Here is a 22,061-nt window from a genome sequence, read left to right on the forward strand (position 1 = left end):
AATTAATTATTTTATCCAATGTATCACCTAAAAATACATTCTTTAATAATTATTATATATCATTTATGCCTATAAGTAAAGATATTTATGGGTCTTGAGTCATTTAGTAACATAAATTCCACATTTATGTGTTTTTTATGTCTAAAATTAATTATTTTTTAAAATTAAAATTCATATTAATATTATAAATTATACAAAAGACGCCCTAACGATAATTTTTAAACGCTATTACTTATATCTTTTATAAGATTATTCATGTCCATAATTATATATACATATTTTTAATCAATTATAAGCAAATAGCATCTTTCATTTAGAAAAGATGCTATTTATTAACAGAATTAGAACGGCAAAACAACCCTTCTTTTATTTATTTAAATCTTCACTTATACCTTTTATTTTATTTAAAATTCTTTCACCTTCTGATCCTTGCAAAATAATTGGCTTATAATCATTTCTAGATTTTGTTGACGATATAGAACAAGGTATAACATTGGGAATATCTATACTTACTAATTTATTATTTTCAAAGTTGAATGTTTGTTGATATATCATAGAGTCCTTATCTCTTGGGTTTTTATTTCCACCAAAGCAAAAATTTCCTAGACTATATGCTATATATTTTCCCTTATATTCTTCAATACCCTGCAATACATGAGGATGTGAACCTACAACTAAATCGCTACCATAATCTATCGCATCATACGCAAAATCTTTTTGAGTTTGATTTGGAGTATATGATTTTTCTATTCCCCAATGAAAGTATACAGCTACCATATCTGCTTCTTTTTTCATTGATTCTATATCACTTTTCATAGCCCCTAAATTCTCTTTAGTATAATTTTCCAACCAACCATTATACCCTAAAAGTCCCACCTTAATTCCATTCGTTTCTATTATAGCTTTTTCTCCTAATCCAAAATATTTTATATTATTCTCATCTAATATAAATTTTGTATCCTCAATTCCTTCTTCAAAATAATCATCAGAGTGATTGTTAGCAAGAGTTACCGCTTCTATATTTCCACTCTTTAGTATGTTTACATAAGATGGATCACCTTTAAATGCAAATTTTTTCACTTTAGCATTTTGTGCAGTTGTTAGAGGCCCTTCTAAATTTACCACACTCAAATCATCATTAATAAATATATCTTTCACATTTTCAAAAAAGTAGTCAAAATCTCCATCCCTATTTTGGAATTCATTATCAAAAGTTCCATAGTATGAAGAACCTTTATAGTTACCCATTGTAACATCACCTGCAAAGCTTATAGTTATACTTTTTTTCTCCACAGTCTTTTCAATGTCTTGATTTACTTTTTCTATATTAGAATCTAATTCTACATGATCTTTTATTATATTGAAAATTTTACCTAATGATGTAAATAATAAAATTAATATAATTACTAATATGCTAGCAACTAAAAAAACCCTTTTTCTATTATATTTTCTTCTCATAATCTCCCCCCATTAATAACACTTATTAAGTATAATAATTTTTGTTTTTTTAGTAAAGCAATAACTCTATAATAAAAAATTATTCTATTATATGTTCAACAAATTAATTGTAAATAAATTCTTTTTTTGATATAATTATATTAAACTTATGATAAGGGGGAATTGTGTAATGGCTTACATGATAAACGATGCTTGTATAAGCTGTGGTGCTTGCGAAGCTGAATGTCCTGTTGAATGTATATCTGCAGGAGATGACAAATACGTTATAGATGCAAACACTTGTATAGAATGTGGTTCTTGTGCAGGAGTTTGTCCTGTTGACGCTCCTCAACCAGAATAATAAATAAAAAAGCTATCTTAATGTAGAAATCTACATGAAGATAGCTTTTTATTTATTCATTTTCTTTCATTAAGTATGATAATGTAAATAAACTTTCTGTTAAGTTTACATTTTCTACTATAACACCTTTAGGAACTTCTAAATCTACAGGTGCAAAATTCCAAATTCCTTTTATCCCTGCGTTTATTAATCTATCAACAACATCTTGTGCTCCATTTTTAGGTATACATAATATAGCTATATCAATATTATTCTCTTTCACAAAAGATTCTAAGTTTTCTGAGTCTAATACTTCAAAATCCCTTATTTTTAATCCGATCATTCTAGGGTTAGCATCAAATAATGCTTTAATTTCAAATCCCGCTTTTCTAAATCCAGCATAGTTAGCTATTGCTTGACCAAGATTTCCAGCTCCTACAAGTACTGCATTATATATTTTATTAAGCCCTAATATATTTCCAATCTCATTGTGTAGAGCTTCTACATTATATCCATATCCTTGTTGCCCAAACCCTCCAAAATTATTTAAATCTTGTCTGATTTGAGATGCTGTAAATCCTATTATATCACTTAATTCTTTAGAAGATATTCTATGAACCTCTTTATCTAATAAATCTCCTAAGTATCTATGATATTTAGGTAATCTTCTTATTACTGCCATAGATATATTTTTCTCTGCCATATTCTCACCTCCTAATGGTTAATTTTTACTATTTCTTTATGTTTCCCAAAACAAAAAATATATATCCTTGATTATATTATACCAAAACATTATAATTTTAGGTAGTTTAAGGAGGTAGAAATTTATGATTGTTTTGTCATGTAATAACTTAAATAAAAGTTTTGGAATAGATTCTATACTAGAAAACGTAAATTTCACAGTGAATGAGTACGATAAAATCGGTATAATTGGAGTTAATGGTACGGGAAAAACTACTCTATTTAAAATAATTTCTGGAATATATGGTTATGATAGTGGAGATATATATACTTCTAAAGATTGTGAAATTGGATATTTAGAGCAAAATACAAATTTCCATTCTGAAAATACAATCTTTGAAGAAGTTCTTGAAGTTTTTAAAGATGTAATAGAGATGGAGAAATATTTAAGAAATTTAGAGCACAAAATTTCTGAAGAAAGTTCTAATGCAAACTCTACTACTCTAGAAAAACTTATGAATGAATATTCTAATAAGTTAGAAGCATTTTCTGATATGAATGGATACGGATATAAATCAGAAGCAAAAGGCGTCTTAAAAGGATTAGGTTTTAGTGATGAAGATATGGATAAACCTATTAGCATTCTTTCTGGAGGAGAGAAAACTAGAGTTTTATTAGGTAAACTTCTTTTAAAGAAACCTACTTTACTTTTATTAGATGAACCTACTAACCACCTTGATTCGGAAGCTATAGAGTGGTTAGAGGTTTTCTTAAAGCAATATAAAGGTACTGTAATTTTAATTTCACATGATAGATATTTCTTAGATCAAGTTGTAAATAGAATTTTCGAAATTCATAATAAAAAATTAAAAACTTACAATGGTAATTATTCTGATTTTATTGAAGCTTCGGCTATAGAAAAAGAGTTAGAATTAAAGAAATTTGAAGACCAACAAAAGGATATAAAGAAACAAGAAGAATCAATAGAAAGACTTAAAGCTTTTGGTCGAGAAAAGCATTTAAAAAGAGCTCGAAGTAAAGAAAAAGCTTTAGCAAAAGTTGATGTATTAGATAAACCTGAAGCTTATAGAAAAAAAGCTAGAATCGAATTTAACCCTTCTGTTACTAGTGGAAATGATGTTTTACAATTAAGAAATGTATCTATGGGGTATGGAGAAAGAATTTTATTTAAAGATCTTAATTTAGATATATACCGAGGAGAAAAAGTTGCCCTTATAGGTGCTAATGGTATTGGAAAATCAACTTTATTTAAAATAATTATGAATGAGATTGTTCCTTTATCTGGGGATATAAAATTTGGAACTAATGTTAACGTATCTTATTTTCACCAAGAACAAAAAACGCTTAATCTAGATAATACTATCATTGATGAAATTTGGGAAGATAACAAACAATTAACACAAACTACTTTAAGAAGTATGTTAGGTGCATTTTTATTTGAAGGTGAAGATGTCTTTAAAAAAATATCAACTTTAAGTGGTGGTGAAAGAGCTAGAGTAGCTATACTTAAACTTATATTATCTAACGCAAACTTATTATTGCTAGACGAGCCTACAAATCACTTGGATATAGATTCTAAGGAAGTTCTTGAAGAAGCACTATCTGGCTATACAGGAACTATATTTACAATCTCTCATGATAGATATTTCTTAAATACCGTCGTAGATAAAGTATTAGTTTTAGATGAAAATGGAATTACTGAGTATCTTGGAAATTATGATTACTATATAGAAAAGAAAAAACAAATTCAAGAAATGAATACTATCGAAGTAATAGAAGAAAAAACAAAAACTCAACTTAAAGAAGAAAAAAGAAAAGAAAGAGAACAAAGAGAAGCCGAGAAAAAAAATAGGGTCAAACGTCAAAATATAGAAAAAGAAATAGAAGAAACTGAAGCTAAGATAGAAGAAATGGATGTACTTTTATGTCAAGAAGAAGTTTACTCTAATCCAGAAAAATCTAAAGATGTTAGTCAGCAAAAAGCTAGTTTAGAAGAAAAACTATCAGCACTTTATGAAGAATGGGAATCTCTGATGTAGTATAAAAGAATCTTGAAATAATAGTATAAAATTATTCCAAGATTCTTTTTATTATTACAATCTTTATATAGTTACACAATAGCATTATTATGTTATTATTTATATCATAAAAATTTTATACAAAGAGGTGAACAAATGGAGTGTTTATTTTCATTAAATGATAATAATAAAAGATTTTATAAATTACTTATTTCCTTATGTATCCCCATAATAATACAACAACTTATATCTACATCTGTAAATATAATAGATACTGTTATGATAAGTAGTTTAGGTGAAGTATCTGTAGCTTCAATAGGTGTTGCAAATCAATATTTCTTTTTATTTAATATGGCATTATCAGGAATAGTTGGTGGTGCAGGAGTATTTATATCTCAATTTTATGGGAAAAATGATATATATAATATAAAAAAGACTACTAGCTTCACTGTTTTATTATCAGTTGGACTTAGTGTTATATTTGTATTTCTAGCAACAATATTCCCAACTAATATTATAAATATTTTCTCTAAAGACTCTGAAGTTGTTAGGTTATGCAAAGAATATTTTAGTATAATAGTATTTTGCTATCCAATTATAGCAATTAGTACTGTATTTAGTATGGGCTCTAGAAGTGTCAGAAATCCAAAACTTGGTATGATATGTAGTTCTATAGCTTTAATAGTTAATATTGGATTAAACTATTGTTTAATCTTTGGTAACCTTGGATTTCCTACTTTAGGGGTCAAAGGTGCAGCATTAGCTACTGTAATAGCTAGAATTGTTGAATTTACTTTAATAGTTAGCTATGTATATTTTATAAAAAAGGATTATGTATTAAAGTTTACTTTCAAGGATTTTAAACTTATAGACAAAAATTTTATGAATACTTTTATATCTAAAAGTTTGCCTGTATTTATAAATGATACTACATGGGCAATTGGAACAATTTTATATTCTGTGGCTTATTCAAAGGCTGGTACTTCTGCAATAGCTGCTAGTCAAATAGCTACAAGCACAGGTAATTTCTTTATTATAACTTCTGTATGTATCGGTATTGGTGCATCTATTATGTTAGGTAATGAACTAGGTGCTGATAGAATAGATACTGCCCTAACTTATGCTAAAAAGTTCTCTCGATTAGTAGTTATAGTAGGACTACTTTGCGGTGGTTTGTTAATATTAAATATCCCACTTTTATTAAAAATGTTTAGTGTCTCAAGTGATTTAGCTCCTGATATGACAAAGATATTCTTTATAATGGGTGTAATGTTAGCTTTAAGAGCATTTAATACTCTTATTGTAATAGGTATATTAAGAAGCGGTGGGGATACAAAGTATTCTTTATACCTAGAATTAGGATGTATGTGGTTTGTTTCTATACCTCTTACTTTTTTAGCAGCTTTCAAAGGTGCTCCTATATATATTTTAGTACTTCTTAGCTATTCTGAAGAGATAGTTAAATTTATATTCGGTGTACCAAGAGCGTTATCTAAAAAATGGGCTAATAATATTGTTAAAGAAATGAATTAAAATAAAGCCTATATCTTAAGTTTAAGATATAGGCTTTTAAAATACTTCTAATATATTGATTTTGTCTTAATATTATCTCAACTTTATCTTACTTCTGCCCTATTCTTAAATTTGGAACAGCATTTAAACTCATATCATCTCTTCTTCCATTAATGTAACTATAATATCCTGCACAACCTATCATTGCTGCATTATCTGTGCATAAAACTGGAGATGGATATTTTATATCTATATTATTTTGTTTACCTAATTCAGTAAGTTTATCTCTAAGCGCTGAGTTACATGCAACTCCTCCAGCAAGCGTTATAGTATTATATCCCTTTTCCTTAGCTGCTTTTATAGCTTTTTTGGATAATACTTCAACAACAGCCTCTTGGAAAGATGCACAAACATCTTCAACAACTATTTCTTCATTTTTCATTTTCTTAGCATTTAAGTAATTTAAAACTGCTGATTTTAATCCACTAAAACTAAAATCATATCCTTCATCTAAATACGCTCTTGGAAAGTCTATCGCATTTTTATTACCTTCCTTAGCTAATCTATCTACTATAGGCCCACCTGGATATCCTAATCCCATAGATCTAGCTATCTTATCAAATGCTTCTCCAGATGCATCATCTCTTGTTCTACCTAATATTTCATACTCTCCATAATCTTTTACTTCTACTAAGTGCGTGTGACCTCCAGATACTATTAATGTTATAAATGGTGGTTTTAAATCTTTGTGTTCTATATAGTTTGCACTTACATGACCTTCTATATGATTAACTCCAACTAAAGGTTTATTTAAAGTAAATGCAAGTGCTTTTGCATGTGATAATCCAACTAATAATGCACCAACTAATCCCGGTCCATAAGTTACTGCAATATGATCTACGTCATTTAATGTGATATTAGCTTTATCTAAAGCTTCTTGTAATACAACATCTATATTTTCTATGTGTTTTCTTGATGCAACTTCTGGTACTACTCCTCCAAATTTTTTATGTAAATCGACTTGAGTATTTATTATATTTGATAAAACTTCTCTTCCATTTTTTAAAATTGCAACAGATGTTTCGTCGCAACTACTCTCTACAGCTAATGTTATTATATCTTTCATATTTACACCACCTTTATATCATTCCACATTATCATGGCATCCTCTTTATTGTCGCTATAATATTCTTTTCTTATTCCAGCCAGCTTAAATCCATATTTTTTATAAAGATTTTGTGCTACTATATTAGAAACTCTAACTTCTAATGTCATTGATACTATATTATTTTCTCTGCAAAGATTAACTAAAGCTTGTACTAATTTATCTCCGATTTTTCTTCCTCTATAATCACTGTGAACAGCTACATTAGTAATATGACCTTCATCCATTACGAACCATATACCAACATATCCAACAACTTTTCCATCTGTTTTTGCTACTAAGTATCTTGCTACTTCATTGTTCAGTTCTTTTTTAAACGCATCCTTAGACCAATGATGTTCAAAACAATTTTTTTCAACTTCAAAAACGCCATCAATATCTTTAGATGTCATTTGCTCTATTACTATATTATTTTCCATCATTTAACCTCTTCATTTTTTCATCATATTGAACTTCTGCTTGAGATTTTCTTATGTATAATGGATTTATGCTGTAACAATCATAAACATCTATATTGTTATTATATTTATCTATTGCTATTGAACATAAGCTACTAGCCCTACTTACATTATGAGATGGTGCTGGTATATGTATATTAGATATATCCTTAAGTTTATCTTCATATTTATATACAGCTTCTCCAACTATAATCCATTCTTCATTAGTATTTTTTAATTCTTCTATAAGTTCATCTATTTCAACTACATCTACACCTTTTAACTCAACTAACTTATTATTTTCAAATTTATATTGACCCATATAAACTTGAGTTCTTTGCGCATCTAATATAGAACATACCTTTTTATCACATAAGTTCATATTTCCTGATAATAACTCTACTGAGTTTACTCCTACTATAGGTAGATTGTTTACATGTGCTATAGCTTTAGCAGTAGCCATAGCTATTCTTAATCCTGTAAATGATCCAGGACCTTCACATACTGCTATTAAATCTATTTCATTTATATTTAAATCACTTATATTTAGCATATTCTCTATCATTGGCATAAGTTTTTGAGAATGAGTTTTTTTAGTGTTTATTGTATATTCACATATTAATTTATTATCTTCTATAACTGCTACACTTGTAGCTAGTGAAGATGTATCTATACCTAAAACCTTCATTATTTTGTCAGCTCCTCAACTATTTTTTCGTATTTTTCTCCAACTGGATTTAATATCATTTCTCTAGACATATCTTTATATTTTAACTCTATGTGTAAATATTCATCTGGAAGTATATCTTCTATTAAGTTTGCCCATTCTATGATGCATACACCTTCACCATTTATATACTCTTCATACCCTATATCATACATTTCATCACTACTACCAATTCTATATACATCGAAATGATATAAAGGCATTTTTCCTTCATATTCATTTACTATTGTAAATGTAGGGCTCGTTATATAATCATCTACCTCTAGTGCTTTAGCAAGGCTTTGAGTCATTGTAGTCTTTCCTGCACCTAAATCTCCAATTAGGCATATTACACTTCCTGGTCTTAGTAAATTTCCTAATTTATATCCGATTTCTTTAGTTTTACTTTCATCTTCTAAATATATTTTAACCATTATTTTCATCTCCATTAAATTACGAGTCTTCTTTAATATAATTATCAACTAGATATTATTATAGTATAACATTTTATTATTATAAAGTACTTCTAGTTTATGTTCATGTTATTGTTAACTTTTCGATATAAATTGACTACTATTTAATCAAAAATATAAGTTGAATAAAACCATAAAGATTTTTTAAGATATTGATATATATTTAAAGACCTTTTTTATTTTCTCTATATTCCTAAACCCTTTTTAAATAAATTTTTATGCCTATAGTATATATATGGGCTATTTCTTTTTTTAAATTATCTTGAGCTGCGTATCATTGAGAAAATTTATTTATTCAATAATATATACTTTCTGCTGTTAATTATATAATTTTAAAAATTTTTATTAAACTATGTATATAATTCCACTTATGTGACCATACTTAAGATACAAGGGATATTTACTCCCCCAAATTAAAATATTCCTTATTCCCCCTAAAGCACTTACTATCGGAAAGTAAGTGCTTTTAAATTTATATTTATAGATTATCCTTAAAAAATTCCATATCATAATTTCCTTGTACGTAAAAAAATACCAAGTACTTATAAAAGCACTTGGTATTTCATTACTTAACTCTATTTAAAATTTTTTCTGTTTTCTTATACATCGGTAATGTTAATAAAGACATTAACCCAGATTTTAATATATTAAATGGAGCTATCATCCATATTACAAAACTCATTTTACTATCTATAACGGGGTTTATAGCTGCTCCCATAGAAACTACTGCATCTATTGACCATCCTATTGTTGCATAGAAAGGTAATATTATAAAATAGTTTGCTACACATCCTACCACTGTCATTACTACCATTCCACTTACAAGACCTATAATAACTCCTTGTATATTTCTTTTTTTAGAATATATATATGAAACTGTAAAAACAAATGAACCTCCTATTAAGAAGTTAGCAAATTCTCCAACTCCACCTGTAGTTGACATACCTGTTATAAATTGAAGTAAATTTTTAAGAAATGCTATAGTAACCCCTGCCATAGGTCCTAATGATATTCCACCTAATAATGCTGTCAAATCTGATATATCTATTTTTAGAAATTCAGGAAATAACATAGGTAATGGCACTGATATAAACATAAGTATATATCCAATTGCCGATAATATTGATATTTTTACTAGTGTTGATACTGTTAAAAATTTAGTACTTTTCATAGTTTGTTGCATTTTCGCACTCCTCCTAATTTTAATTTATTAGGGAAAAATAAAAGCTCGAAGAGATCTATCTTCGAGCTTATTTTTTGAGCACAAGTTATATAATATACATAAAATGTATAGAAATATTCATTACAAAAAATTCACTATTCTTCTCTCATCCAGACTATACTGTCGGCTTTGGAATTTCACCAAATCATGCTACATAAGTAGCTCGCGGGCTATACCGCCGGTAGGGAATTACACCCTGCCCCGAAGATCTTTCTCGCTATTTAATTTTCCTTATATTTATATAGTAATAAAGTAATCGAAAATTTTCAATAAAAATTTTGCTTAACTTGAAATATTTGTTGGTAAATCACTTCATATAATCAAAATATATTCATAATCTCACTTTAATAAAATTTTAATAAAGTATCTCGTAACATTTATAATCTAAAAAACTATTTTTCGTATACAATTTTTCCATCTATTATAGTAAGTAATACGTTACTTTGTAATTCAAATGGGTCATTATCCCATATAACTATGTCTGCATCTTTACCAATTTCTATCGACCCAACTCTTTCATCTATACCTAAGGTTTTAGCTGGATTTATAGTTATTGCTTCTAATGCTTTCTCTTTTTTCATTCCATGCTTTACAGCTATCCCTGCGCATACAGGTAAATATTGTACCGGTATTACTGGGTGATCTGTCATTAAAGACACTTGTAATCCTTCATTTGAAAGTATACCTGGAGTATCGAAAGTTAAATTTCTTAACTCTATTTTAGATCTTTCTGATAAAGATGGTCCAACAATTACCGGATATCCTTCTTCTGCAAGTTCATCAGCTATTAAATGCCCTTCTGTACAGTGATCTAATGTAAGCTTTATATCAAATTCTTTTGCTATTCTTATAGCTGTAAAAATATCATCAGCTCTATGTGCATGAACTTTAAAAGGTATCTCTCCTCTTAAAACAGGTAATAAACATTCCATTTTCATATCATATTCTGGTTTGTCATGATCTTCATGTTCCATGTATAACTCAATTTGCTCTAGATACTCTTCAGCTTTCTTTAAATGCTCTCTTAAAAGGGCTGCTATTGCCATTCTCGTTTGTGGCATTTTTTCATCTCTACCATAACAAGATTTCGGATTTTCTCCAAAAGCTATTTTTGATGCAACAGGATTTTTTATAATCATTTTATCTATTCTTTTTCCATATGTTTTTATAGCTATACATTCTCCACCCATTACATTTGCACTTCCAGGTGTAGTACATACTGACGTAATTCCGCCTTCTCTAGCCTCTTTGAATGTATTATCCATAGGATTTATACCATCTATAGGATTAAGGTGCGGAGTTATAGGATCTGTTTCTTCATTTCCATCAGCACCTTCAAATCCCATACCATCTTCCCATAATCCTAAATGAGTATGTGCATCTATAAATCCAGGAAAAACTAAATTTCCCTCTGCATCTATTACTTTAGCATCTTGAGGTATTTCTAAATTTTCCCCTATTGCTTTTATTTTTTTATCTTCTATTAAAATATCACCTTTTATTATTCCATTGGTAATTGTATTAATTGTTCCATTTTTTATAAATATCATCTTAATCTCCTTTGCTTTAACTATATTTTCATAGATAAAGCTACTCTCTTTTTATTCATGTCAACTCCTATAACTTTTACGTCAACTATATCTCCCACTGTAACAATAGTCATAGGGTCTTTTACATATCCTTTACTCATTTCAGATTTATGTACTAATCCATCATTTTTTATCCCAATATCAACAAATGCACCAAAGTCAACAACATTTCTTATCGTTCCTTTTAATATCATTCCTTCTTTGATATCTTCTATCTTTAATACATCAGTTCTTAATATAGGCTTTATTCCTTCTTCTCTAGGGTCTCTTCCTGGCTTTTTTATTTCAGCTATTATGTCTTTTAAAGTAACCTCTCCAACTTGAAGTTTATTGCTTAATTCTTTCATACCTATAGCTTCAACTTTAGAATCAATATCTGTTATATTTTTATTTTCAACATCAGACAATGAGTATCCAAGTATATCTAACATATTTTTACATATATCATAGCTTTCTGGATGTACTCCAGTATTATCTAAAGGATTTTTAGCTCCTTCAATTCTCATAAATCCTGCACATTGAGTAAATGCTTGTGGTCCAAGTCTTTTTACTTTCTTAATTTGAGCTCTTGAAGTAAAGTCTCCATTTTCTTCTCTGTAAGCTACTATATTCTTAGCTATAGTTTTGCTTATACCTGCTATATGCTCTAATAAAGAATATGATGCTGTATTTAAGTCTACTCCAACACTATTTACCGAATCTTCTACAACTCCATCTAATACACCCTCTAATTTCTTTTGATTTAAGTCATGTTGATATTGACCTACACCTATACTTTTAGGGTCTATTTTTACAAGTTCAGCTAGTGGGTCTTGTAATCTTCTTGCTATAGATATAGCCCCTCTTAAAGATACATTTATATCCGGATGTTCTTCATTTGCAAGTTCTGATGCAGAGTAAACTGATGCACCTGCTTCACTAACTATTATGTATTGAACTTCTCTGTCTATCTCTTTTATCATATCTGACACAAACTTTTCTGATTCTCTTGAAGCTGTACCATTTCCTATAGCTATTATATCTATATTGTATTTTTCAATTAGTGCTTTTAATTCTTTTTTTGATTCTTCTACTTTATTTTGTGGCTCTGTTGGATAAACAGTTGTAGTATCTAATAATTTACCATTTTTATCAACTACAGCTATCTTACATCCTGTTCTAAATGCAGGGTCAAATCCCATAACAACCTTATCTTTTACTGGTGCTTGAAGTAATAAACTTTTTACATTTTTTCCAAATACACTTATCGCTCTTTCTTGTGCATTTTCAGTAAGGGTATTTCTTATTTCTCTTTCAATTGATGGGAAAATTAATCTCTTGTATGAATCTTCTATTGCACTAACTATTACTTCTTTATTTTTTAAATTCTTATCATTTACATATTCATTTATTATGTAGTTTATTACTTTTTCATTATTGATTTCTACTTTTACTTTTAAGAAATCCTCTTTTTCTCCTCTGTTTATTGCTAATACTCTATGTGGTGCTATAGTTCTTACTGACTCACTATAATCATAATACATATCATAAACTGATTTTTCTTCCTTTGAATTTTTAGTTACTATTACACCTTCTCTTAACGCAAGCTCTCTTATATATTTTCTTATTTTAGCATCATCAGAAACTATTTCAGCTATTATATCCATAGTTCCTTTTATAGCATCTTCTGTTGAATTAACTTCTTTTTCTTCATTTATGTATTTTGATGATTCTTCATTTATATTTTTTATATTTTGATTTAATAAATCTAAAGCTAATTGTTCTAAACCTCTCTCTTTCGCAATAGTTGCTCTAGTTCTTTTCTTTTGTTTATATGGCGCATATATATCTTCTACTTCTTGAAGTGTATTAGCCTTTTCTACATTTACTTTTATTTCAGGCGTAAGCTTTCCCTGTTCTTCTATTATTCTTATTACATCATCTTTTCTACTTTGAAGATTCCTTAAATATATTAATTTATCATAAAAAGCTCTCAAGGTAACGTCACTCATTTCCCCTGTCATTTCTTTTCTATATCTAGCTATAAACGGTATAGTATTTCCCTCATCTATAAGCTTTATTGTATTATTTATTTGTTCATCTCTAAGATTAAATTCCTTTTTTAGAATATCATTTATATTCATAAAACCCACTCTTCTTTCGTTTAAATTTATACTTTTTAAATAAGGCTTGAGAATTAAATTCTCAAGCCCCTATTTTAACTATTTTTAGACTTATTCATTTTTAAATACTCATTTATAAATAAATCTAAGTTTCCATCCATAACACTATCTACATTTCCAATTTCAGCATTTGTTCTATGATCTTTTACAAGCTTATATGGTTGGAATACATATGATCTTATTTGGCTTCCCCAAGTTATTTGAGAATACTTTCCTTGTATATCCTCAATTTTCTCTTTTTGTTCAAGCTCTTTTAATTCTATAAGTTTAGCCATAAGCATCTTCATAGCAGTATCTTTATTTTTATGTTGAGATCTTTCATTTTGACACTGTACAACTACACCTGTAGGGATATGAGTTATCCTTACAGCTGAGTCTGTAGTATTTACATGCTGACCTCCTGCTCCAGATGCCCTATAGGTATCTATTTTTAAATCTGCTGGATTTATATCTATGTTTATACTATCATCCAATTCTGGTATAACATCTATAGATGCAAAAGATGTATGTCTTTTTCCAGAAGGGTCAAAAGGAGATATCCTAACAATACGATGAACTCCTTTTTCACTTTTTAAGTATCCATAAGCATTAAGCCCTTCTATATGAAGTGTTGCACTTTTTATTCCTGCTTCTGGATCTGAAAGTAAATCTAATGTTTTAACTTTATATCCTTTAGCTTCTGCCCATCTTATATACATTCTAAGTAACATTTGGGCCCAATCTTGAGCATCAAGTCCACCTGTTCCTGCATTTATAGATAGTATCGCATTATTCTTGTCATAATCTCCACTTAAAAGAGTTTTTATTCTAACCATATCAATTTCTTTTTCAAGATTTGATATAGATTTTTCTATTTCTTTTTCTATTGAATCATCGCTTTCTTCTAAGCCTATTTCAATTAATACGTCTATCTCTTCTAAAGATTCCTTTAATTGGTTGTACTCTTCTATAGTTTCTTTTAAACCTTTGTTTTCTTGTAGAACTTTTTGAGCTAACTCATTATCATTCCAGAACTCTTGATGATTCATTTTCTCTTCATTTTCTTTTATCTTAATTAATAATGAAGCAATGTCAAAGAGAATCCCTCAATTCTTCTATATTTGAAGTCATATGCTCCATGCTATTTCTATATTCTTGTATATTTAACATTTTGGTCCTCCAAAATTATCTTCCACAACATTTTTTATACTTTTTACCACTACCACATGGACAATCATCATTTCGTCCGATGCTTTCTTCTTTTTTAACAGTTTTATTATCAGACTCTTCATCTACATTAGATGATAAATGGTCAACATCTATAACTTGCTTTCTTTCAACTGGTTCTTCTATAGTTATATTGAATAAGTATTTTATAGTGTCTTCTTTTATATGAGCATTCATTTCATTGAACATATTAAATCCTTCATCAGTATATGCTATTACAGGGTCTTGTTGACCTATTGCACGAAGACCTATACCTTGACGTAATTGATCCATAGCATCTATATGATCTATCCAATGGTTATCAACTGATTGAAGAAGTATAACTCTTTCTACTTCTCTCATTCTATCTGATCCTATTCTTTCTTCTTTTCCATTGTATATCTTCATAGTTATTTCATAAACTTTTTCTATAACTTCTTCTGTTTTAAGATTTTCTATATCAGAAGCTTCTATACTTCCTCTTGGCATAAATAAGTTATACATGTATTCTACGAATCTATCAGCATCAAAACTATCTTGAGAATATGACATAACACCTTCTTCTATTAAAGAATGAATCATATTTTCTATTTGCTCTTGTAAGTTTTCACCTTCAAGAACACGTCTTCTTTCAGCATATATTATTTCTCTTTGTTTATTCATAACATCATCATATTGAAGTACGTGCTTTCTTATTCCAAAGTTTCTACCTTCTACTTTCTTTTGAGCACCTTCAATAGACTTAGTTAACATTTTATGTTCTATAGGCATATCTTCCTCAAGACCTATTTTTTCTACTATACCAGATATTCTTTCACTTCCAAACAATCTCATAAGATCGTCCTCTAAAGATATATAGAATCTTGAACTACCTGGATCTCCTTGACGACCAGCACGTCCTCTTAACTGATTATCAATTCTTCTAGATTCATGTCTTTCTGTACCTATTATAGCAAGACCTCCAGCTTTCATAACTTCTTCTTGCTCAGCTTTTGTTTCTTCTTTATATTTTTTATATAATTCTTCATATTTTTCTCTAGCAGCAAATAATTCTTCATTACCTTCTCTATCCATTCCTTCTAAAGAAGAGTCTACTTTATTTATTACACTTTCATCATATCCTAACTTCTTCATTTCTTTTTTAGTTAAGAATGTTGGGTTCCCCCCTAGTACTATATCTGTACCACGACCTGCCATATTAGTTGCTATAGTAACGGCACCTAATCTACCAGCTTGAGCTATTATTTCAGCTTCTTTATCATGATACTTAGCATTTAATACTTCATGTTTTACTCCTCTTCTCTTTAATAATTGAGATATTAATTCAGAATTTTCTATTGATACAGTCCCTACAAGTATAGGTTGATTATTTTTATGTCTTTCTATTATATCTTCAACAACTGCATTAAATTTACCAACTACATTTTTATAAACTGCATCTGATAAATCTTCTCTTTGTACTCTTTTATTTGTAGGAATTTGAACTACATCCATTTTATATATAGCTTTGAACTCTTCTTCTTCAGTTTTAGCAGTACCAGTCATACCTGCAAGCTTATTGTACATTCTAAAATAATTTTGGAATGTTACAGTCGCTAAAGTTTTAGACTCTCTTTGTATTCTTAAACCTTCTTTAGCTTCAATAGCTTGATGTAATCCTTCTGAATATCTTCTACCAAACATAAGTCTTCCTGTAAATTCATCAACTATTACTATTTCTCCATCTTTAGTTACATAATCAACATCTTTCTTCATTATTGTATGAGCTTTTAATGCTTGATTTATATGATGGTATAACTCCATCTGAGATATATCTGTTATATTTTCAACATTAAAATAAACTTCTGCTTTTTGTATACCTGAATCAGTTAAAGAAACTGATTTTTGTTTTTCATCTATTTCATAATTATCTGGCTTTAATGTTAATATGAATGTATTAGCATCTGAGTATAAATGAGTAGATTTATCTCCAGGTCCAGATATTATAAGAGGAGTTCTTGCTTCATCAACAAGTATTGAGTCAACCTCATCTACTATCGCATAGTTTAATTCTCTTTGAACCATTTGTTCTTTATGAATTACCATGTTATCTTTTAAATAATCAAATCCGTATTCATTATTTGTACCATAAGTTATGTCACATTGATATTGTTCACGTCTTGTATGCGGATCTTGACCATGAACTATTACTCCAACAGTCATACCTAAGAACTCATATACTTTTCTCATTTGTTCTTTATCACGCTTTGCTAGGTAATCATTTACTGTAACGACATGTACACCTTTACCTGTAAGAGCATTTAAGTAAACTGGAGCTGTAGCAACTAATGTTTTCCCTTCCCCTGTTTTCATTTCAGCTATTCTACCTTGATGAAGAACTATACCACCTATAAGTTGAACTCTATAGTGTCTCATTCCTAATACTCTTTTAGATGCCTCCCTTACAACAGCGAAAGCTTCTGGTAAAATATCATCTAATGTTTCTCCATTTGCTAATCTATCTTTAAATACATTTGTCATATCTTTAAGATCTTTATCTGACATAGATTCAAATTTAGGCTCTAATGAATCTATACTATCAACTATTCTGTTGAATTTTTTTAGCTCTTTTTTATCTGCCATATTAAATAAATTATCTAAAAAACCCATGTTTAAAATCTCTCCTCGCGCATTTGTATAATATCTATATATTTTACCATAAAAATACTCTATGTAATATTATTTGCTCAAAAAAAGCTATCGACAATTAAATTTATCAATAGCTCTTATAATTATTTATACTTTATTATTCAGATTCTATTAATCCATATCCACCATTTTTACGTCTATATACTATAGATATACCATCTGAGTTTGAATTCTTAAACATATAAAAATCATGCTCTGATAAATCCATTTGTAAAACAGCTTCTTCCGGGCTCATTGGTTTTACACCAAATCTCTTAGTTCTTTCTATTACTATATCTAAGTTATCTTCGTTTAAAGAATAATCACTTTCTTCTATATCTTCTATTGCATCAAATCTTATACTTTCATTTGATTGATGTCTATCTTGTAGTCTCTTTTTATATTTTCTTAACTGCTTATTTAATTTATCATATACCACATCTATAGCTGCATATAAATTTTCTTCTATATCTTCTGCTCTTATTATCGGTCCACTTATAGGTATTATTGTAACTTCTACTTTTTGTCTTGATTTTTTAGCGCTTACTGTAACCTTTACATCTGTTGCTGGATGAAGGTAGAAATCCAATCTTCCTAATTTCTCTTCTATGGCATTTTTTATTCCATCTGTTAAATCCATTTGTTTTCCAGATATTATTATATTCATAAGAACATCTCCCTTCAGTTATACCAGTATAAATATTTATACTTTATTTTTTATATTCTATATATCTGTTATAAAACCTTTTATTTTATTGTTAGCTTTTATAATTTAATATATTCAACTAAATAAATATTTATTTAATTTAATAATAACTGTTAACAATGTGGATTATTATTCACTAATATATATGTTGATAATGTGGATAAAATTGTTAATAAGTCTTGTTTTTGTGTATTTTTAGCTATTTTTAACATTCTATCTATCCACACATTTCAACTTGAATTGTTATTAATTTGTGTATTTATGTCAAAATTTAATATTAAAAATAAAATTATTTACACTAATGTCGTGAAGGATATACTCTTATGCACACATTAAGTGAATTTATTGTTCAAAATATTTCTATAACTAAAACTCTACTAATATTATTTATAAAATCCAATTTTTGCAAAAAAAAAGCACCCATAAAAGGTACTTTTGAATATTTAGCTGACCTGGTTTTTGACCCCACACTCGCCTACTGGAGGGTTCGCTTGGGTTTGCCGCACTACTAGCTCTCTCGATTTTGTATCGGTAGGTCTTACTTCTAAGCCGCACCATGATCATCAACCCAATTTTTAGTGTTGACTTACGTGGATCCCTTTGCCTGCGACTGGCTTGGACTTTCAACCACAGACCTAAATATTACTAATCTATTTTAATATTTTAAATAAAATATGTCAATAGTAAATTACATAGTAGTATAAGATGTATCTGCTCTAGTTAAAAAAGTAGCCACAACAATTTTATTTACACCATTTATTTTTAAAACCTTTGATATTTCATTAACCGTTGAACCTGTTGTAAATATATCATCTACAAGCAATACATTTTTATTTTTTAAATTCATTATATTATTTTTTATTATAAATGCATTTTTTAGTTCATTAACTCTATCTTCTTTACCTAGTTTATATAATCTTCTTGTATTATATCTTCTCCCTATGCAGTCTATAACAGGTATATTTATTATCTTACTTAGATTATCAGCTATCTTTTCAGCTTGATTAAATCCTCTTTTTCTTAATCTTTTTTTATGTAATGGAACAAATAATATATAATCAAATTTAACATTTTCTAACTCTAATTTCTCTTTCATTATAATTGATATATATTTACTTAAATAAGTTTTATTGTTATACTTCAATCCAAAAATTATTTTTTTACTAATTTCTGTATACTCCACACAAGATATTACTTTATCAAAATAAAATCCTTTGTTTAAACAATAACTACAACCATCTATACTTTGTTCCTCTAAAGAATAATTGATTATAGGCTTTCCACATTTAATACATCCATCTAATATGAAATTTATATTATTAAAGCAACTTTTACACATAGAGTATACAGTATTTTTACTTATTGGACTATTGCATAATATACAGCTTATATTTTCTGGATATAAGAAGTCTAAAAATACATTAATCAAATCATTAAAAATATTTGGTATCATATTTATTTTATCAATAATCCTTCTTCTCTAAATTTATTTAATTTATATGATAAGTTAGAATATCTATCATTAATTCTATTGTTTTTTATCATATATTCTAAGTACTTTACATCTCCAACTAATACAACTAGTTTTTTAGCTCTTGTTACAGCTGTATATAGTAAATTTCTACTAAGTAACATTGGGGGAGCCCATGTTATAGGTATAACTACTACAGGAAACTCACTTCCTTGACTTTTATGTATAGTAGTACAAAAACTATGATCTAGCTCATCTAATTCATCATATCCATAATCTACAATTTTTATTTGATCAAATAAAACATAAATTTTTTTATTATCTTTATCAATATGATAAATATATCCTATATCTCCATTGTATATACCTTCACCACTATCACTTTTATCTTCATTTTCCCATTTTTTCGTATAGTTATTTTTTATCTGCATAACTTTATCGCCTACTCTAAATATACGCTTTTGAAAATTTTCCTCTACTTTAAATTTCTGAGGTGGATTTAAATATTTTTGTAATTCATTATTTAAGTTTGTCACACCTAAATCACCTTTTCTCATAGATGAAAGTATTTGTATATCTTTTAATTTATCTAGTTTATAAAATTTTGGAAGCCTCTCATTTACTAGTCCTATAATTTCTTGCATAACTTCTTCGTTAGTACCTTTTCTTAAAAAGAAAAAGTCTTTACCTTTGCTATTTAAAAACAATGGTTCTCCTTTGTTTATTTTATGAGCATTTACTACTATCATGCTCTCTCTAGCTTGTCTAAATATCTCATTTAATCTAACTACATTTATTACATTTGACTCAATCATATCTTTTAAAACATTTCCTGCACCTACTGATGGTAGCTGGTCGCTATCTCCAACTAATATAACTCTGGTTCCTGGTTTTATAGCTCTAAGTAAACTATACATAAGTAAGATATCTACCATAGATACTTCATCTATAATTATTACATCTGCAGCTATAGGATCTTCCTCATTTTTCATAAACTGTAATTCTTCACTGTCTGTTGCATATCCCATTTCCAGTAATCTATGTATAGTTTTTGCTTCCTTTCCTGATGTCTCACTCATCCTTTTAGCAGCTCTTCCTGTTGGAGCTGCTAGTATGACTTCTTTTTTATTATTTTCAAATATTTTGATTATTGTATTTATAGTAGTAGTCTTACCAGTCCCAGGTCCACCTGTAATTATAACTACTCCATTTTCTATAGCTTCTTTTACTGCTAATGATTGATTTTGTGCTAACTTTATATTATTTTCTTCCTCTACATACTTAATTTCTTCTTCTATATCTATATTTAAGTTTTCAAATTCAAACTGTGCTAATTTTATTATTTGTTTACAAACTCCATTTTCAGATAAATAATATGGTATTAGATAAACTAGTTGCTCTCCATTAACTTTTTCTATATGAACTTTTTGATCATATGCTAATGATATTATACATTCTTCTATTATTGTAAATTCTACTTCTAGTAATTTTGATGCTTCTTGCAAAAGAATATTCTTTGGAAGATAGGTGTGTCCATTTCCTAATGATTGATTTAGCGTGTATAAGATTCCTTGTGATACTCTATCTTTAGAGTCTTTTTCGATACCTATCTTATTAGCAATATTATCTGCTATTTTGAATCCAATTCCTCTTATATCCTCTGCTAACTTATATGGATTTTCATTTATTATTTTAATTGCTTTATTTTTATATTTTTTATATATTCTCATACAGTAGTTTGGAGAAATTCCATATGGTGATAGCTCGATTATAATATTTCTAAGTTCTCTATTTTCCTCGTAACTCTTTACTATTTGGTTTATTTTCTTACTTCCAATGCCATCTACTTCCTTTAGCCTTTCAGGAGCATTTTGTATTATGTTTAAAGTGTCTACTCCAAACTTATCTACTATCCTTTTAGCCATTTTCTCTCCTATACCATGTATCATTCCTGATGATAGGTATACATATATTCCCTCTAGAGAAGATGGAGTTACAGGCATAAATTTATTTACTTCAAATTGTGTTCCATACGTTTTATGATTTACCCACTTACCTTCTACTTCAATACTCTCTCCTACTGATAAAGTGGGCATACATCCTACTATAACAATCTCATTGTCCGAGTTAGCTAAGTGAGCTATAGTATATCCATTATCTTCATTTTTAAATACTATGTCACTTATCATTCCTTCTATTCTTTCCATATTTATTCTCCTACAATAATTACTATTTCTATGCTTCACTTAAGTCGTAATTATTATACCTT

General features: G+C 28.3%; 17 protein-coding genes and 1 riboswitch. Of the genes, 3 read left to right on the forward strand and 14 right to left on the reverse strand.

Annotated features, from left to right (window positions below; all coding sequences use genetic code 11):
• Window positions 1-366: 366 nt before the first annotated feature.
• Entirely contained in the window at window positions 367-1,458 is a 1,092-nt protein-coding gene (locus CRIB_RS10995) for a CapA family protein (protein ID WP_180702403.1), read from the reverse strand.
• Window positions 1,459-1,627: 169 nt separating this feature from the next.
• Between CRIB_RS10995 and CRIB_RS11000 the strand changes: the two genes are divergently transcribed.
• Entirely contained in the window at window positions 1,628-1,798 is a 171-nt protein-coding gene (locus tag CRIB_RS11000) for a DUF362 domain-containing protein (protein WP_180702404.1), read from the forward strand.
• A gap of 52 nt (window positions 1,799-1,850) precedes the next feature.
• Here CRIB_RS11000 and CRIB_RS11005 read toward each other — a convergent pair whose 3' ends face one another.
• Entirely contained in the window at window positions 1,851-2,480 is a 630-nt protein-coding gene (locus tag CRIB_RS11005; protein ID WP_180702405.1) for a redox-sensing transcriptional repressor Rex, read from the reverse strand.
• A 124-nt stretch (window positions 2,481-2,604) separates the two neighbouring features.
• On the opposite strand from CRIB_RS11005, the gene CRIB_RS11010 reads away from it, so the two are divergent.
• A complete protein-coding gene (locus CRIB_RS11010; RefSeq protein ID WP_180702406.1) occupies window positions 2,605-4,518 on the forward strand; it encodes an ABC-F family ATP-binding cassette domain-containing protein in 1,914 nt (637 codons plus the stop codon).
• 135 nt (window positions 4,519-4,653) lie between these two features.
• Window positions 4,654-6,030, forward strand: a complete 1,377-nt coding sequence (locus tag CRIB_RS11015) for an MATE family efflux transporter (protein WP_180702407.1) — start codon at window positions 4,654-4,656, stop codon at window positions 6,028-6,030.
• Window positions 6,031-6,118: 88 nt separating this feature from the next.
• Here CRIB_RS11015 and tsaD read toward each other — a convergent pair whose 3' ends face one another.
• The 12 genes from tsaD to recD2 all read right to left on the reverse strand — a co-directional run bounded on the left by tsaD (window position 6,119) and on the right by recD2 (window position 21,999).
• Window positions 6,119-7,135: a tRNA (adenosine(37)-N6)-threonylcarbamoyltransferase complex transferase subunit TsaD gene (tsaD, locus tag CRIB_RS11020; protein WP_180702408.1), complete on the reverse strand. Its 1,017-nt coding sequence runs from the start codon at window positions 7,133-7,135 to the stop codon at window positions 6,119-6,121.
• Between the two features lie 2 nt (window positions 7,136-7,137).
• A complete protein-coding gene (gene rimI, locus CRIB_RS11025) occupies window positions 7,138-7,593 on the reverse strand; it encodes a ribosomal protein S18-alanine N-acetyltransferase (protein WP_243633527.1) in 456 nt (151 codons plus the stop codon).
• On the reverse strand, window positions 7,583-8,299 hold the full coding sequence (gene tsaB / locus CRIB_RS11030) for a tRNA (adenosine(37)-N6)-threonylcarbamoyltransferase complex dimerization subunit type 1 TsaB (RefSeq protein ID WP_180702409.1): 717 nt from the start codon (window positions 8,297-8,299) through the stop codon (window positions 7,583-7,585). Before tsaB ends, rimI begins: the two co-directional genes overlap by 11 nt.
• A complete protein-coding gene (gene tsaE, locus CRIB_RS11035) occupies window positions 8,299-8,751 on the reverse strand; it encodes a tRNA (adenosine(37)-N6)-threonylcarbamoyltransferase complex ATPase subunit type 1 TsaE (RefSeq protein ID WP_180702410.1) in 453 nt (150 codons plus the stop codon). The genes tsaB and tsaE overlap by 1 nt, the downstream gene beginning before the upstream one ends.
• A 604-nt stretch (window positions 8,752-9,355) precedes the next feature.
• Window positions 9,356-9,973: an ECF transporter S component gene (locus CRIB_RS11040; protein WP_180702411.1), complete on the reverse strand. Its 618-nt coding sequence runs from the start codon at window positions 9,971-9,973 to the stop codon at window positions 9,356-9,358.
• A gap of 133 nt (window positions 9,974-10,106) precedes the next feature.
• A riboswitch (FMN riboswitch) is annotated at window positions 10,107-10,225 on the reverse strand.
• A 179-nt stretch (window positions 10,226-10,404) separates the two neighbouring features.
• Entirely contained in the window at window positions 10,405-11,562 is a 1,158-nt protein-coding gene (locus tag CRIB_RS11045) for an amidohydrolase (protein WP_180702412.1), read from the reverse strand.
• A 20-nt stretch (window positions 11,563-11,582) separates the two neighbouring features.
• Entirely contained in the window at window positions 11,583-13,724 is a 2,142-nt protein-coding gene (locus CRIB_RS11050; protein WP_180702413.1) for a Tex family protein, read from the reverse strand.
• A gap of 74 nt (window positions 13,725-13,798) precedes the next feature.
• Window positions 13,799-14,912 (reverse strand): peptide chain release factor 2 gene (gene prfB / locus CRIB_RS11055; RefSeq protein ID WP_180702414.1). Its coding sequence is split into 2 segments (ribosomal slippage): window positions 13,799-14,848 and window positions 14,850-14,912, totalling 1,113 coding nucleotides; the frame shifts between segments, so codons are not numbered across the junction.
• Between the two features lie 15 nt (window positions 14,913-14,927).
• Window positions 14,928-17,597, reverse strand: coding sequence for a preprotein translocase subunit SecA (gene secA, locus CRIB_RS11060; protein ID WP_180702415.1), 2,670 nt, complete (start codon window positions 17,595-17,597; stop codon window positions 14,928-14,930).
• Window positions 17,598-17,733: 136 nt separating this feature from the next.
• Window positions 17,734-18,282 (reverse strand): ribosome hibernation-promoting factor, HPF/YfiA family, encoded by a 549-nt coding sequence (gene hpf / locus CRIB_RS11065; protein WP_180702416.1) that lies wholly within the window; start codon window positions 18,280-18,282, stop codon window positions 17,734-17,736.
• A 727-nt stretch (window positions 18,283-19,009) separates the two neighbouring features.
• Window positions 19,010-19,774, reverse strand: a complete 765-nt coding sequence (locus tag CRIB_RS11070; RefSeq protein ID WP_180702417.1) for a ComF family protein — start codon at window positions 19,772-19,774, stop codon at window positions 19,010-19,012.
• A gap of 2 nt (window positions 19,775-19,776) precedes the next feature.
• A complete protein-coding gene (recD2, locus tag CRIB_RS11075) occupies window positions 19,777-21,999 on the reverse strand; it encodes an SF1B family DNA helicase RecD2 (RefSeq protein WP_180702418.1) in 2,223 nt (740 codons plus the stop codon).
• Between the last annotated feature and the right edge of the window lie 62 nt (window positions 22,000-22,061).

The organism is Romboutsia ilealis, from assembly GCF_900015215.1.
Classification (GTDB): Bacteria; Bacillota; Clostridia; order Peptostreptococcales; family Peptostreptococcaceae; genus Romboutsia; species Romboutsia ilealis.

Coding starts and splice junctions, on each gene's coding strand:
- recD2 (WP_180702418.1), bottom strand. CDS start 21,999: ATGGAAAGAATAGAAGGAATGATAAGTGACATAGTATTTAAAAATGAA.
- CRIB_RS11045 (WP_180702412.1), bottom strand. CDS start 11,562: ATGATATTTATAAAAAATGGAACAATTAATACAATTACCAATGGAATA.
- rimI (WP_243633527.1), bottom strand. CDS start 7,593: ATGGAAAATAATATAGTAATAGAGCAAATGACATCTAAAGATATTGAT.
- CRIB_RS10995 (WP_180702403.1), bottom strand. CDS start 1,458: ATGAGAAGAAAATATAATAGAAAAAGGGTTTTTTTAGTTGCTAGCATA.
- tsaE (WP_180702410.1), bottom strand. CDS start 8,751: ATGGTTAAAATATATTTAGAAGATGAAAGTAAAACTAAAGAAATCGGA.
- CRIB_RS11070 (WP_180702417.1), bottom strand. CDS start 19,774: ATGATACCAAATATTTTTAATGATTTGATTAATGTATTTTTAGACTTC.
- CRIB_RS11050 (WP_180702413.1), bottom strand. CDS start 13,724: ATGAATATAAATGATATTCTAAAAAAGGAATTTAATCTTAGAGATGAA.
- tsaB (WP_180702409.1), bottom strand. CDS start 8,299: ATGAAGGTTTTAGGTATAGATACATCTTCACTAGCTACAAGTGTAGCA.
- CRIB_RS11000 (WP_180702404.1), top strand. CDS start 1,628: ATGGCTTACATGATAAACGATGCTTGTATAAGCTGTGGTGCTTGCGAA.
- tsaD (WP_180702408.1), bottom strand. CDS start 7,135: ATGAAAGATATAATAACATTAGCTGTAGAGAGTAGTTGCGACGAAACA.
- CRIB_RS11010 (WP_180702406.1), top strand. CDS start 2,605: ATGATTGTTTTGTCATGTAATAACTTAAATAAAAGTTTTGGAATAGAT.
- CRIB_RS11040 (WP_180702411.1), bottom strand. CDS start 9,973: ATGCAACAAACTATGAAAAGTACTAAATTTTTAACAGTATCAACACTA.
- secA (WP_180702415.1), bottom strand. CDS start 17,597: ATGGGTTTTTTAGATAATTTATTTAATATGGCAGATAAAAAAGAGCTA.
- CRIB_RS11015 (WP_180702407.1), top strand. CDS start 4,654: ATGGAGTGTTTATTTTCATTAAATGATAATAATAAAAGATTTTATAAA.
- hpf (WP_180702416.1), bottom strand. CDS start 18,282: ATGAATATAATAATATCTGGAAAACAAATGGATTTAACAGATGGAATA.
- CRIB_RS11005 (WP_180702405.1), bottom strand. CDS start 2,480: ATGGCAGAGAAAAATATATCTATGGCAGTAATAAGAAGATTACCTAAA.